We start from the raw sequence: 13,870 nt of genomic DNA on the forward strand, positions 1-13,870 counted from the left end.
ACCATGAAATCGCGCCTTTTTCTTCTCGCGCTCGGCACTTCCGCGCTTGCCGCCGATCCCAATCCCAAGGCTGACGACATTGCCGGCAACGAAGCCGTGAAAAAGATCATGGAGACCCGCCCCGGACGCGGCGTGATGCGTGACGACACACCGCCCACACCCGCAGCGGAGGCCGTGAAGAAATTCAAACTGCGCAGCGATGTCGCCATCGACCTCATGGCGTCCGAGCCGGTCGTCGAGCAGCCGCTTTACGCGAGCTGGGACAGCAAAGGCCGCATGTGGGTCACCATGTATCGCCAATACCAGTTTCCGGCCGGTTTGAAGATCGTCAGCTACGACCAGCACCTCCGCGCGAAGTTCGACAAAGTGCCGCTGCCGCCGCCGCGTGGCGAAAAAGGCGCGGACAAGATCACCGTCTTCGAAGACACCGATGGCGACGGCTTTTTCGACAAGCACGAGGACGTCATCACCGGCCTGAACATCGCCAGTGCCGCCCTGCATGGCATGGGCCGCATCTGGGTGCTGAATCCGCCTTACCTCCTGAGTTATCCCGATGCCGACTTCGATGCCAAGCCGGATGGCGATCCCGAGGTCGAACTCAGCGGCTTCGGCCTCGAAGACACGCACAGCGTCGCCACCAGCCTGCAATGGGGCATGGACGGCTGGCTTTACGGAGCCAATGGCAGCACCACCACCGGCAACGTCTCCAGCGCCAACACCAAGAACGTGAAATGGGAAGGCCAGTGCATCTGGCGCTACCATCCGAAGAAGAAGACCTTCGAAATCTACGCCGAAGGCGGCGGGAACACCTTCAGCCTCGACTTCGACAGCAAAGGCCGCCTCTTTTCCGGCACGAACGGCGCCACTCGCGGCATGCACTACGAGCAGGGCAGCTACGGCATCAAAGGCTGGGGCAAACACGGCCCACTCACCAATCCGTATGCCTTCGGCTGGTTCGAGCACATGAAGCACGAGGGCGACAACAAACGCTTCCCCCAAGCCTTCACCATTTATGAAGGCGGCCTGCTCGGCAGCGCCTACGAAGGCAAAATCATCGCCCCGAACGCCCTGCACAACCTTGTCTATGTCAGCGAGCGCCTCCCCGACGGCTCCACCTTCCGAACGAAGGACGAAGAGCAGCTCATCACCACCACCGACCGCTGGTTCCGCCCCGTCTGGGCCGGCGTCGGCCCCGATGGCGGCTTCTACATGGCCGACTGGTATGACACGCGCCTCAGCCACGTCAGCCCCGTCGATGACTGGCACAAGACCAGCGGCCGCATCTACCGCGTGAGGCCCGCGAGCGGTGCGCCGAAGTTGAAGCCGTTTGATTTGAGCAAGGCGAGCGGTGAGGAGCTTCTCGGCTATCTGAGCCATCCGAATGAGTGGTTTAGGAAGCAGGCGGTGCTGGAGATCGGATGGCGGGGGATGAAGGAATTGGAGCCAAAGTTGAGAGGAATGCTAGAAAGCCCCCATGCGCTCGAAGCTCTTTGGGCTTTGGATGCTGCGGGTCTTGTTGAAGAGCAGATTCCAATTTCTCTCTTCAATCACGATGATCCTTATGTACGTCGTTGGTTGGTAAAGTGGACTGGAGAGCAGGGGGCAAATGCATCGGGATCCCTGTTGCATGCGCTAAACCTCTGGGCCGCAGTCGAGAAGTCACCTGAGGTTCAAGCTCAGATGCTTGCATCAGCCAAACGACTTCCGGTTACGTTTTCCGTTTCATTGATTCAGAGCGCAGGGAGTCATGATGATGTCAGCGGTCATTTGCAGCTTCTCGCTTGGTGGGCGCTGGAGTCGAAAACAGAGAAAGAACGCAAAGCACTCTTTGAAATGCTCAAGGATGATCCGTGGTTCGTGAAATCCGCTCTCTTCCGCGACCACCTCGCCGAAAAGCTCGCCAAACGCTATGCGCTGGCCGGTGGCGAAGAAAACTTCCAGTCCTGCGCCGACTTGCTCGCCTTCACGAACGATGAATCGCTGCGCGGCAAATTCATCGCAGGCATCGCCTCCGCCTTCGAAGGCGCGGAGATGCCGAAACTGCCGGAATCGCTCACCAAGGCCCTCAACGACTACATGGCGAAGCAAAGCGGCGGCGACCTCACGCTCGCGCTGCGCAGCGGAAATGCCGAAGCGCTCAAAAACGCCCTCAAACTGCTCGCCGACACCAAAGCGACCAACACGGCCCGCATCGCCATCGCGAAGACTTTGGCGGAGCTGGGCAAACAAGAGGCCGTGATGCCCATGGTGGCCATTTTGAAGTCCAGCGCGGCTCCCAGCCTCAAACGCGGCATGTTGCAGGCGGTGGCCAAGTTTGGCGACAAACGCATCCCCGAGGCTCTCCTGCTCGGTTGGGAAGGTCAAATCGCGGGCGACAAAGCCCTGCGCGAGGACGCCCTGCGCGTCATGGCCGGGCGCAAAGAATGGGCGCAGGTGCTCGTGAACTTCGTCAACGAATGGAAGGTGCCCGCCAAGCATTTCACCATCGACATCGTCCGCCAGCTCAGCCTGCACAAGGACGCCGACATCGACGCCAGCATCGAAAAGCACTGGAAGGGCCTGCTCGCCACCGGCCCCACGCCCGAAAAGAAAAAAGAAGCCGAGCGCATCAAAGCCGTCATCAAAAACGGCCTCGGCGATGCCGAGAAGGGCAAACTGCAATTCACCGCCCGCTGCGCTGTCTGCCACAGCCTCTTCGGCGAAGGCGGCAAGATCGGCCCCGAACTCACCGGCTACGACCGCAGCAACGCCGACTTCTGGCTCGACAACCTTTTCATGCCCAGCATGGAAATCCGCGAGGGCTTTGGTGCCTACATCGTGAAAACGAAGAGCGGCCAGATCCTCACCGGACTCATGGACGCGCAAGACGCCAGCGGCATCGTGATCAAGGACATGGCCAACAACAAAACCGCGTTCAAACAGGCCGACATCGAGAAACTGGAGGCATCACCCATCTCATTGATGCCCGAAGGTCTCACCACGGGCATGAGCGACGCCGATTTGAAGGATTTCTTCGCATATCTGATGAAAAAGTGACGCGGCTCACGCATGCAGCACACGAAATGGACGCAGCCAGGTGACGGCGATGCCGATGAGCAGGGCGGCAATGCCGGCGTAACCGGCAAAAGGCAGCGGAAGTGATGCAAACACCGCGACGGCCAGATACACCGCGCCCAGGCCGGAGATGGCGGCGGCGATGTTGTAAACGTGCCTGCCGATGTGGTGGTCGTTGGTGAAGGCCGCGGCGCTGGTGACGGAGGCGAGCAGGCAGGTGAGCGCGACGAAGCCCGAGTCGGGTTCACTCCACGCATAACCAAGCGCCAGCGAGGCAAGCGAGAGCAGGATCAGGCCGCCGACTGCGATGCCTTCCCAAAATTCACGCGGCTTGAGCGCCTGACGCGCGAAACGATCCAGAGTGACAAAGAATGTGCTCAATCCGCGGGCGAGATGCGACCAGAGTGCGAAGACCAGCCACGCGCCGATGACGACATTCGCCCAAAAAGGCGCGACGCCTTTCAAATAGCCGCTGAGCATGCGGTAGGCGATGAAACCGCCGATCATGATGGCGTTCTGGCGACCTTCCGTGAACTGGTTCATCCAATGGCCGAAGCGCAGGTAACCACGATAGAACCAGGAACGCGCGCGATAGGACTCGATGAGGCCCATGCGCGCATTTTCGTTCATGGGATTGAGGCGCAGGGCCTCCATGAAGTGCTGGTTGGCTTTTCTGTGGTCGCCCTGCATGAGCGCCATCCAGCCGGCGCTGGTGTGGGCGCTGTCGTCCTCCGCGTCGCGTTCGAGCTGGTAGCGGATGAGGTCCTGGTTGTCGGCGTCCTTCTTTTGCAGCAGCAGCGCGGCGGACAGCACCTCGGCGGCCATCGTGTTCTCGGTGTTGAGGGAGAGCGCGGCGCGGGCGGCGGCCTCGGCCTGCGGATAATCGCGCAGGCGCAGGTGCAGACGAGCGAGCACGGCGTGGCTGAAATCGCTGTCAGGATCGAGGCCCGTGGCTTCCTCGGCCTGCTGGAGCGCTTCTTTAATCGCGGAGGTCTGGCCGTCCTTTGCGTTCGCGTTCAGGGCAAGCGCGTAAACAATGCGTGCGAAAGCGTCCTCCGGCTCGAGGGCGACGGCACGTTTCGCGGCATCCACGGACTGCGGCGCGGTGGCATCGTCATCCATCCAGCAGAGGGCGAGCATGATGTAGCTGGGCGTGTGCTGCGCGTCGATCTCCAGCGCCTGCTTGTAGCATGCGATGGCGTCCTGCAGGCGATGCTGGTTCTGCAGCAAACGCCCCCTGGCATAGGCGGCCTCGGGCGAGGGATGAAAATCATCGGGCATGGGCGGCGCGGAAATGGGGGTCAGCGCTTGATGAGCCCGAGATGCTTTAGCACGTCGTCGTAGAAGCCGCTTTGATTGGAATACATGGCGTAGTTTTTCGCGCTCTCGAACCACGCCTTGGTGGTGGGCTTGTGCTGTGCCGCGGCCTTGACGAGATCCTTCGTGGTCAGCGGGATGACCTTGCCGGTCTTCATGGCGTTGTTCAGCACATCCTCGGTGGCAAGGTCGAAGACGGCCTTCAGATCGGCGCCGGAGAAGTTTTCGGTCTTCTTCGCCAGCGCACGTGGATCAAGCTCGCCGATGGGTTTCTTCTGTGCCATGACCTCGATGATCGCCGCGCGGCCAGGTTCATCGGGCGGCGGGACAAACAGCGTGCGGTCAAACCGGCCGGGACGGCGGAAAGCGGGGTCGATGTGCCACGGCGCGTTCGTGGCGCCGAGGATGAGGACGCCATCGTTGTCGGACTCGGAGCCGTCCATCTCCATCAGGAAGGCATTGATGATGTTGCGGCCGGCGCTTTGCCGCAGGTCGCGACGATCCGCGGCGAGCGCATCGATCTCGTCAAAGAAGAGGATCGTCGGCGCGTTCTGGCGGGCCAGTTCGAAGAGCTGGTGCATGTTTTTTTCGGAATTCCCGATCCACATGTCGATGATCTGATGCAGCCCCACGGCAATGAAGTTGGCATGGATCTCGCCCGCCGTGGCCTTGCTGATCAAAGTCTTGCCACAGCCGGGCGGGCCGTAGAGCAGCACCCCGCCGCCGACTTTCTTGTCGTAGGCCTTGAAGAGCTCCGCGTGCTGAAGCGGGTAGATAATCTTCATGCGGATCTCCTCTTTGAGAGCCTCCATGCCGCCGACGCCGGCGAAGTTGAGCTTCGGCTTTTCAAAATCCGCCAGACCGAGGTCGAAGGCGGCTCCGCCACGCGGATAACCGTCGTCATCATCGTTCTTTTCGTCCGTGACCGACTCGAGGTAGTTGCCACCGGAGGTCACCGCGCCGCGTTTGCGGCCGGACTCGTCGTCTGCGGAGGCGGATTTGATGCCGCGAAGGTCTTTTTCGACGCCGGGATCGGCCAGGGACGGGTTCAGCGCCACGCCTTTGTCATACATGGCTTTTGCCTTCGGCAGATCGCCCTCCGTGATGTGGATGCGGGCGAGCAGCAGGCATGCGGCGGCGCAGGAGGGCGTGTCGGAGAGGATCTGCTCGGCGCGCACGGCGGCCTGGGATGTTTTCCCCTGCATAAAGGCGACACGGGCGAGGCCGAGACGCGCCTCGGCATGAGCGGGGTCGTTGCTCAGCACACGCTGGAAGCTGCGTTCGGCTTCCTCAACAAGCCCGTCATCAAGACAGCCCTCGGCGAAGAGCATGAGCAGCGGGGTGTTGTCGGGCGAGTGCTGTAGGGCGAGGCGGAGCGCGTCGAGGTTTTGTGCCATGTGGCGGACTCCAGCGTGCGGAGACGGGAGTGGCAAGACAATTTCACATCGACCGGTAATACGCGTTCACTTTGGCGAGAAATGCCTGCCACTTCGCACCGGGGCGGCCGCGGTCGAGCAGGAAGTGCGGGCAGTTTTTGTGGCCGAGATCGCGGTGATCGTCGTGGCGGATCATGCGCCAGTGCTGGTGCGGCACGACATGGCTGAGCGGGATGCCGTGCTCCTTCATCAGCCACGCGGCGAGACGGGCGGTGCGGTCCACGGTGCGGGCGCGGTCGTTGCCGCGGTTTTCGCACATTTCGATGCCGATGGAGGTGCGGTTGCCGGGACCGTCGTAGTCGGCGTGCTCGCCGCGCTCGTTGACGGGCAGGCTTTGGTAGATGGAGTGGTCGTCCACGGTGAAATGCCACGAAACATAGCCGATGGAGTTGTGGCGGCCTTTGAGGGAGCCGGATTTCAGCATTTGCGCATGCGCGTAGGCACCGCAGCCGCGCGCACGGTTCTCCGTCGCGTGGATGGTGATGTAGCGCGGAGTCATCGGCCGGTGATAGCGCCGCGCATACCGCCCGCCGGGGATCAGATCGACCGTGACGCCGGGCGGGGTCCGCTGGGAAACGAGTACGGAACAGGAACTGAGCAGGACCCCAAGCAAAGCAGCCGCGGTGATTTTCGGGAAATTCATGAGTCCAGTGGGTAGCAGGGATTGTGACAAGTTGGGGGGCGATCCCTATTTCGCAGCCGGGATTTTGTCATTTTTTGATGAGCCATTGGTTTTCAACGGGCTGCGTCTGAGCTGAAAAAAGTCTCAATTTCGCCGGTCAGGGCCATGATTTTAACGCCGGGAAAATTTTTTCGGCGTGGAACCCTTGAAAGACCGGCGAGAAACGATTTTCTGCACAATGGCTGGGAAAAAAATCTCGCCTTCCCACAACATATTGTGCATGATTCGCTTCTAGCCTCACAATATCTAGTATTTATAGTGTTGCTTGGCTTCTCTCCTGTTTTCCCCGTTTCTCCACTTATTCACACCCACTCTGCAACGAAATCGCCATGGAAAAGACCTACAAGATCGGCAACCGCGAATTTCCTCTCGATCAAGACAAAGCTGAAGCCGCTTTCGCAGCGAAGAAGGTCATCAATGGCCGCAAGTCGATGACCTTTAACCTCCTGCCCCTTAAATATCAGTGGGCCTATGATCTTTACCGGGTCATGAAAGCCAATCACTGGGAGCCTGAGGATATCCAGATGCAAAAGGACGTGGAGCAGTGGCGCGGTCACGAAATCACGCAAAACGAGCGCTGGATCATCATGATGGGCATCGGCTACTTCTCCGCCGCCGAGGGCATTGTGGGAGACAACATCCAGCACGTCGTCCGCGAGCTGGTCACCGCGCCGGAACTGAAATTGGTGCTTGGCCGCCATGCGCACGAGGAAAACATCCACGCCGATTCGCTGCTGTACATGATTTCCTCCCTCGGGATCAACCCGCACGAGTGCGAGGCCATGTTTGAGCAGATCCCAACGATTGTGGCGAAGAACGAGTTCGTCACCCGCATCTCGAACACGATGCGCCGTGACCTCGACCTCACGAAGCTGGAGAACAAGCAGCTCCTCGCGCGGAACATCTTCATGTTCGGCCAGTGCATGGAGGGCACCCAGTTCTACGGCCTTTTCGGCATGATCCTGGCCCTCTACCGCCAGAACAAATTCCCCGGCATCGGCCAGATGTTCCGCTACACCCTGCGTGACGAGTCGAATCACATCGAGGTCTTCCGCAACCTGTTCATGGACCTCGTGGAGGAGAATCCCGACCTCTGGACCTCTGAATTCCGCGAGGAACTCGTGGGAATCATGCGCGAGGCCGTCAAGCTGGAGAAGGAATTCATCCGCGACTGCCTGCCGGTGAATGCTGTGGGTCTCAGTGCGGACGAGTTCGAGCAATATATCGACTACATCGCCGACCGCCGCCTGGCGGGTTGCGGTCTGCCGGCGCTCAGCCCGGGCGTGCAGAACCCGCTGCCCTGGCTCGCGGAGATGATGGATGTGCGCAAGGAGCAGAACTTCTTCGAGGGCAAGGTCACGGACTACCAGAAAGGATCCGCGCTCGTGCAGACCTCCGACGACGACCTCTAAAAGCCGCGGGTGTGAACAACCTTCCGAACAAGAAAGAATAACTTTCGCTGGAGTAAGACTCACCCGTTCCGCATCCTTCCGATCCCCGAATTTCCCGTCCCCGCCTCCCGCCTCGTTCAAAACTAACAGCCCACTCCTCCCGCCATGATCACCACGCTGCTGCAAGAGGACAAAGTCCTCAAGAAAGTCACCCAGACCCCGAAAGACCAGAAGCCCAGCTTCGCCTGGAGCACCCTGGCCATCTCGTCCACGGAGGTCTCCGTCCCCGCGTCCATCAAGGTCAACATCGGCGGCGTGGAGCGTGACTTTGACCAGAAGGAGATCGCGGACACCGTGGGCAGTGCCCTGACGGACCTTTTCCTCGCCCGGCAGAAGGGGGAAGGGGACATCTTCAACGAGAACAACCAGAAGCTGGTGCAGAAGATCTCCAAGGCGGTCACGGAGGAGATTTACCAGCGCACGGCCCAGCTTGCCGAAGGGAGCGGCAGCGCGGCCATCCTGAACGCGAAGGACATCTACCACTGCATCGAGCGGGCGCTCATCAACAACAACGCCCACGACGTGGCCCGCACCCTCGCGGAGAAGCGCAAGCGCACCGCCGATCCCTTTGCCGATTCCACCATCCAGCCGCTCATCGTGAACACCAAAGTCATCCGTCGCAGCGGCCAGCTCGTGCCGTGGAACCACAACAAGATCGAGATCGCCGTCCGCAAGGCCTTCCTCTCCATGGAGCTCGACTCTTCGCCGGCCGTCGCCGTCTCCGAGTCCGTCTCCCGCGTCATCGCGGAGGAAAACAAGCAGTTCATCCACATCGAGGACGTGCAAAACCTCGTCGAGGAGGAGCTCATGAAGCAGGGCTTCTTCAAGGTCGCCCGCGCCTACATCCAGTATCGCGCCCTGCGCACCAACATGCGTGATGCCGACGAGGTCGAAGCCGCCGCCGCGAACGAGATCGAGAGCCAGGAGCAGCAGGCCCTCATCCTCGTGAAGACCACCGACGGCAATTCCTTCCTCTGGGACGGCACCGATCTGAAGAAGCGCATCGACTTCGCCATGCTCGGCCTCGATTTGTGCCTCACCCGCGCCGAGATCGAGATGGAGCTGCGCCGCTCGTTGAATTCCGACATCACGCTCGAGGACCTCAAAAAGACCGTCATCCTCAATGCCAAGACGCTCATGCAGCGCGATGCCGACTTCGCCAAGTTCGCCGCCCGCGTCCTGCTCAGCTACATCTATGAAGAAGTGCTCGGCTGGGACATCGTCCGCGATGGCATCGACCAGCTTCGCGAGTTCCACCGCCGCACCTTCCGCCGCAACCTCGCCCGCGGCGTCGAAATCGACCGCTACAATCCACGCCTGCTTCAGTTCGACCTCGACAAGCTCGCCGACGCCCTCGATCCCGCCGCTGATCTCGACTTCGACTTCCTCGGCATCCAGACCCTCTACGACCGCTACTTGATCGTCGATAAAAAGATCAAGCCCGCCAAGCGCCTCGAAACGCCGCAGCTCTTCTGGATGCGCGTCGCCATGGGCCTCAATGTCGGCGAACGCGATGGCAATCCCGAGGACAAGATCATCGGCATCTACAAGATGTACAAAGGCCGCCGCTTCTGCTCGTCCACCCCCACGCTCTTCAACAGCGGCACGCTGCACTCCCAGCTCTCCTCCTGCTACCTCTACAAGGTGGACGACAGCATCGAGTCCATCATGATCCGCGGCATCGCGGAGAATGCCTTCCTTTCCAAATGGGCCGGCGGCCTCGGCGGCTCCTGGACCAGCGTCCGTGGCACCGGTGGCTACATCAAAGGCACCAATGGCGAATCCCAGGGCGTCATCCCCTTCCTCAAGTTGCACAACGACCAGCTCATCGCCGTCAACCAGGGCGGCAAACGCCGTGGCTCCGGCTGCGCCTACCTCGAAGTCTGGCACAACGACATCGAGGACTTCCTCCAGCTCCGCATCAACACCGGTGACGAGCGCCGCCGCACGCACGACCTCAACACCGCCAACTGGATCCCCGATCTCTTCATGAAGCGCCTTGAGGCCCGTGAAAACTGGACCCTCTTCCGCGCCAACGAAGTCCCTGATCTCCACGAGCTCTACGGCTCCGCCTTTGAAAAGCGCTACAGCGAATACGAAGCCCTCGCCAAGCAGGGCAAGATCTTCGGCAAGGAAATGGCCGCCGTCGATCTCTGGAAGCTCATGCTCAAGGCCATCTTCGAGACCGGCCATCCCTGGATCACCTTCAAGGACCCCTGCAACGTTCGCAGCCCGCAGGACCACGTCGGCGTCATCCACAGCTCCAATCTCTGCACCGAGATCACGCTCAACACCTCCGCCGATGAGACCGCCGTGTGCAATCTCGGCTCCGTCCTCATCGACAACCACCTCGACGACGCCGGCAACATCGACCACGCCAAGCTCCGCGAGACCATCCGCAGCGCCGTCCGCGCCCTCGATAACGTCATCGACATCAACTACTACCCCACGGACGCCGCCAAGACCTCCAACATCCGCCACCGCCCCATCGGCCTCGGCGTCATGGGTCTGCAGTATGCGCTGTATCGCAAAGGCATCCCCTTCGCCTCGAAGGAAGCCGTCGAGTTCAACGACGAGATGATGGAAGCCATCGCCTACTACGCCTACGAGGCCTCCAGTGATCTCGCCGCCGAGCGTGGCCAGTATTCCACGTATAAAGGCAGCAAGTGGGATCGCGGTCTCCTCCCGCAGGACACCCTCGACCTCCTTTCCAAAGAGCGCGGCCAGGAAGTCGATGTCCCCCGCGGCGGCAAGATGGATTGGAGCGCCCTCCGCGCCAAGATCGCCAAGCAGGGCATGCGCAACAGCAACGTCCTCGCCATCGCCCCCACCGCCACCATCTCGAACATCATGGGCTCCAGCCCCTGCATCGAGCCCCTGCTCAGCAACATGCTCGTGAAGGCCAACCTCTCCGGCGACTTCATGCTCCTCAATCCCTACCTCATCCGCGACCTCAAAAAGCGCGGCCTGTGGACCCCGGACATCCAGAACAAGCTCAAGTACATGGACGGCGAGATCGACGCGATTGAAGAAATCCCCATCGACCTCAAGCGCCGCTACGCCACCGCCTTCAGCATCGACTGGGCCTGGGTCGTCGATGCCGCCGCACGTCGCCAAAAGTGGATCGACCAGAGTCAGAGCGTGAACCTGTTCTTCGGTGGCAAGGAAATGAGCGTCCTCAGCCACATGTACCGTGGTGCCTGGCGCAAAGGCCTCAAAACCACCTACTACCTCCGCACCCGCAGCGCCTCCAACATCGAGAAGAGCACCGCCGAGTTCCAAAAGGAGATCCGCAGCACCGTCATCAGCGGAGCCAAGCAATACTCCGAAGAGGAAAAGATGGCCTGCTCCATCGAAGCCATGCGCAATGGCGGCACGTGCGAGGCGTGTCAGTGACGCGCTTCGTATTCCTCGGGCCAGTCGGACGAGTCTGACTGGTCCGACCCGTCAGACCAGTCCGACGACCCACTTCCATGCCGCACGACCCCGAAAGTCCTCTGATGCCGCATGGAGGTTATGAGAACCTCCGCAGCTACGCCGTCGCCGAGGCGGTCTATGATGCCACCGTCGTCTTTTGTGATCGTTTCATCGAAAAGACCAGCCGTACCCACGACCAGATGGTTCAGGCTGCTCGCAGCGGCGTGCGAAACATCTCCGAAGGCAGCGGAGCCGCCGCCACCTCCAAGAAAATGGAGATGAAGCTCACCAACGTGGCCCGGGCGAGCCTCAACGACGAACTGGCCAAGGACTACAAAAGCTTCCTCATGCAGCGCGGCCTCCGGGTGTGGCCCAAAAACTCCAAACCGTGCCTCGCCATGCGGGAACGGCTCAAGCACGACATCTTCCCCAACCTTCCTCCCGCCCCGAAAAACAAGGTCGTCCTCACCGGACTGGCAGGCTTGGCTGAATTCGTCTCCAAAGCCGATCCTGAACTCGCTGGGAACGCCATGCTCTGCGCCGTGAATCAGGCGTCCTACCTGCTCAAACGTCAGGTGGAGAGCCAGAGCCGTGATTTCAAAGAGCACGGCGGCTTCACCGAGCGTCTCCACGCCACCCGCGTGCAAGCCCGCGCCGAGCAAGAAGGCACACCTCTCTGTCCCATTTGCGGCAAACTCATGCGCCGCCGAACCGCCGGCAAGACCTCATCCCAGTTCTGGGGCTGCTCCGCCTATCCCAACTGCAAAGGAACGCGGGACATCGAGCCGTAATCCACCGCCCCATCGTCCGACAAGTCAGACTGGTCCGATTCATTTGCTTCGAAGTTCTCTTTCGGAGTATTTGGTTCCTATCCAAGCCCAACGGCCTTCCAAAAACGACAACGGGGACAAGGCATCAAATCGCCTTGGAGCCCTTATTCTATCAGGTTCCCATGCTGTTCCGGGAGTCTTGGTTGACAGCTCAACCGAGGATATGCATGACAAAAGTATGACAACTCCGGCCCGGCCCTCTCGGGCCAAGGGCAGACCAGTGGCAGTGGTCAAGCAAGGCTCAGCGGCGGTTCCAATCTACCGGGGTAGTTCACGAGGAAGCTCCCGGTTCACCATCGCCTATTACATGAACGGGCGACGCGAGCGGCGCACATTCGGCAGTCTGGATGCCGCCAAGGAAGAAGCCCGCATGGCGGCCTTGAATATCCAACGTGGCATGAGCAGCGACAACGACCTGCGCCCCCAGGATCGTGAGAGCCTCAGGGTGGCGCAGACGATGCTTGCGCCTCTTGGCCTGCCTCTGGTGGCTGTGGTGGAAGAATATCTGCAATGCCGCCGCAAACTTGGTGAGGTCCCCCTGCTGACGGCAGTGGATGATTTCACGGCACGTTCGCGCAGTTTTGAGCCTGGTGTGATCGTCCCTCGGGTGGTGGAGGAGTTGCTGCAGCTCAAACGCCAGGATCGCATCAATGCTCACTACCTCAAGCTGCTGGAGGGCAATCTGCGTCAGTTTGGCCGCTCGTTTCCCGGGGAGATCAGCAAGGTGACAGGAGCAATGATCGATGCCTGGCTGCGCCGTGGCGGGCATTCCATGGTCACACGCAACAACTGGCTCAAGCGGGTGAAGGAACTCTTCGGCTTCGCCAAGCGGCGGGGCTATCTGCCGCGACAGGAACCCACTGCAGCGGAATCTTTGAAGCGGGGCAAACAAGCCGATACGGACGTTGGCATTTTTACTCCGGAGCAGATGGAGCGCCTCATGCAGGCAGCCCCGCACGATCTGATTGCCGTCCTTGCCATCGGCGGATTTGCCGGGCTGCGAGGCGCGGAGATTGCCCGCCTGAGTTGGAGCGCGGTGGATCTGGGGCGCAAGATCATCGAGTTGCGCGCCGGGCAGGCGAAGACGGCCTCGCGTCGAATCGTGCCGATCGCTGACAATCTGGCGACTTGGCTGGCAAAGATCGACCGGAATGGGCCGGTGGTTCCTGATGCAGGCGTCTTTTTGAAGGCGCGGAAGCTGGCCAAAAGCTTGGGATTGGCGTGGCCTCACAACGCGCTGCGGCACTCCTACATCAGCTACCGCATCGCGGTGGTTCAGAGCGCTGCGCAGGTGGCATTGGAGGCGGGCAATTCTCCGGCGATTATCTTCAAGCATTACCGGGAACTGGTGACCAAGGAGGCTGCTGACAAGTGGTTTGGCATCCTGCCGGAGAACCCTCGTTGACATGCGAATCTCTGCATGAACCAAACACATCCATCCCCTGTTACACTGCTGAAGAAGAAGCCTCTCTCCCTGTTGCTCGGCGTGAGCAGCCGCACTATCGACACCTGGGTGGCGCAACGGCTCATTCCCTACCTCGCTCCAAGCCCAAGGCTGCATCTGTTTGATCCGGTTGCCGTGATGAGCGCTCTGGCGGCTCGTTTTGGTATTCAGCCAAGGACAACGGCTTGAGCCCATCCTCGTTGCGCAACAAGGTTCACGATTTCTGCTGCTGAATGGAT

Annotated in this window: 9 protein-coding genes; 6 read left to right on the plus strand and 3 right to left on the minus strand. The window is 60.7% G+C overall.

The features are described from left to right. Window positions 1–3: 3 nt before the first annotated feature. Window positions 4–3,036, plus strand: coding sequence for a c-type cytochrome (locus ACILSE_RS06010; protein ID WP_395716461.1), 3,033 nt, complete (start codon window positions 4–6; stop codon window positions 3,034–3,036). A 6-nt stretch (window positions 3,037–3,042) separates the two neighbouring features. Here the strand turns inward: ACILSE_RS06010 and ACILSE_RS06015 are convergent, their stop codons facing one another. From ACILSE_RS06015 to ACILSE_RS06025, 3 genes are read right to left on the minus strand one after another with little or no spacing between them, the layout of a single operon-like run. Then, on the minus strand, window positions 3,043–4,335 hold the full coding sequence (locus ACILSE_RS06015) for a tetratricopeptide repeat protein (RefSeq protein ID WP_395716462.1): 1,293 nt from the start codon (window positions 4,333–4,335) through the stop codon (window positions 3,043–3,045). Between the two features lie 20 nt (window positions 4,336–4,355). Further along, window positions 4,356–5,768 (minus strand): AAA family ATPase, encoded by a 1,413-nt coding sequence (locus tag ACILSE_RS06020; protein ID WP_395716463.1) that lies wholly within the window; start codon window positions 5,766–5,768, stop codon window positions 4,356–4,358. A 43-nt stretch (window positions 5,769–5,811) separates the two neighbouring features. Beyond that, the gene (locus ACILSE_RS06025; RefSeq protein ID WP_395716464.1) at window positions 5,812–6,450 is read right to left on the minus strand and encodes an N-acetylmuramoyl-L-alanine amidase family protein; all 639 of its coding nucleotides are present in this window, start codon (window positions 6,448–6,450) and stop codon (window positions 5,812–5,814) included. Between the two features lie 368 nt (window positions 6,451–6,818). On the opposite strand from ACILSE_RS06025, the gene ACILSE_RS06030 reads away from it, so the two are divergent. From ACILSE_RS06030 to ACILSE_RS06050, 5 genes are all read left to right on the plus strand, one after another. Further along, on the plus strand, window positions 6,819–7,901 hold the full coding sequence (locus tag ACILSE_RS06030; RefSeq protein WP_395716465.1) for a ribonucleotide-diphosphate reductase subunit beta: 1,083 nt from the start codon (window positions 6,819–6,821) through the stop codon (window positions 7,899–7,901). A 144-nt stretch (window positions 7,902–8,045) separates the two neighbouring features. Further along, a complete protein-coding gene (locus tag ACILSE_RS06035) occupies window positions 8,046–11,336 on the plus strand; it encodes a ribonucleoside-diphosphate reductase subunit alpha (RefSeq protein WP_395716466.1) in 3,291 nt (1,096 codons plus the stop codon). 77 nt (window positions 11,337–11,413) lie between these two features. Beyond that, window positions 11,414–12,148 (plus strand): four helix bundle suffix domain-containing protein, encoded by a 735-nt coding sequence (locus ACILSE_RS06040; RefSeq protein ID WP_395716467.1) that lies wholly within the window; start codon window positions 11,414–11,416, stop codon window positions 12,146–12,148. Window positions 12,149–12,494: 346 nt separating this feature from the next. After that, window positions 12,495–13,592: a tyrosine-type recombinase/integrase gene (locus ACILSE_RS06045; protein ID WP_395716468.1), complete on the plus strand. Its 1,098-nt coding sequence runs from the start codon at window positions 12,495–12,497 to the stop codon at window positions 13,590–13,592. A 15-nt stretch (window positions 13,593–13,607) separates the two neighbouring features. Further along, the gene (locus ACILSE_RS06050; protein WP_395716469.1) at window positions 13,608–13,820 is read left to right on the plus strand and encodes a hypothetical protein; all 213 of its coding nucleotides are present in this window, start codon (window positions 13,608–13,610) and stop codon (window positions 13,818–13,820) included. Window positions 13,821–13,870: the final 50 nt, after the last annotated feature.

This window comes from Prosthecobacter sp., assembly GCF_044236155.1.
In the GTDB taxonomy this organism is placed as follows: domain Bacteria; phylum Verrucomicrobiota; class Verrucomicrobiia; order Verrucomicrobiales; family Verrucomicrobiaceae; genus Prosthecobacter.

What these genes read in the sequence shown, in the direction of transcription:
- ACILSE_RS06010 (WP_395716461.1), top strand. Translation starts at nt 4, where the DNA reads ATGAAATCGCGCCTTTTTCTTCTCGCGCTCGGCACTTCCGCGCTTGCC.
- ACILSE_RS06015 (WP_395716462.1), bottom strand. Translation starts at nt 4,335, where the DNA reads ATGCCCGATGATTTTCATCCCTCGCCCGAGGCCGCCTATGCCAGGGGG.
- ACILSE_RS06020 (WP_395716463.1), bottom strand. Translation starts at nt 5,768, where the DNA reads ATGGCACAAAACCTCGACGCGCTCCGCCTCGCCCTACAGCACTCGCCC.
- ACILSE_RS06025 (WP_395716464.1), bottom strand. Translation starts at nt 6,450, where the DNA reads ATGAATTTCCCGAAAATCACCGCGGCTGCTTTGCTTGGGGTCCTGCTC.
- ACILSE_RS06030 (WP_395716465.1), top strand. Translation starts at nt 6,819, where the DNA reads ATGGAAAAGACCTACAAGATCGGCAACCGCGAATTTCCTCTCGATCAA.
- ACILSE_RS06035 (WP_395716466.1), top strand. Translation starts at nt 8,046, where the DNA reads ATGATCACCACGCTGCTGCAAGAGGACAAAGTCCTCAAGAAAGTCACC.
- ACILSE_RS06040 (WP_395716467.1), top strand. Translation starts at nt 11,414, where the DNA reads ATGCCGCACGACCCCGAAAGTCCTCTGATGCCGCATGGAGGTTATGAG.
- ACILSE_RS06045 (WP_395716468.1), top strand. Translation starts at nt 12,495, where the DNA reads ATGAACGGGCGACGCGAGCGGCGCACATTCGGCAGTCTGGATGCCGCC.
- ACILSE_RS06050 (WP_395716469.1), top strand. Translation starts at nt 13,608, where the DNA reads ATGAACCAAACACATCCATCCCCTGTTACACTGCTGAAGAAGAAGCCT.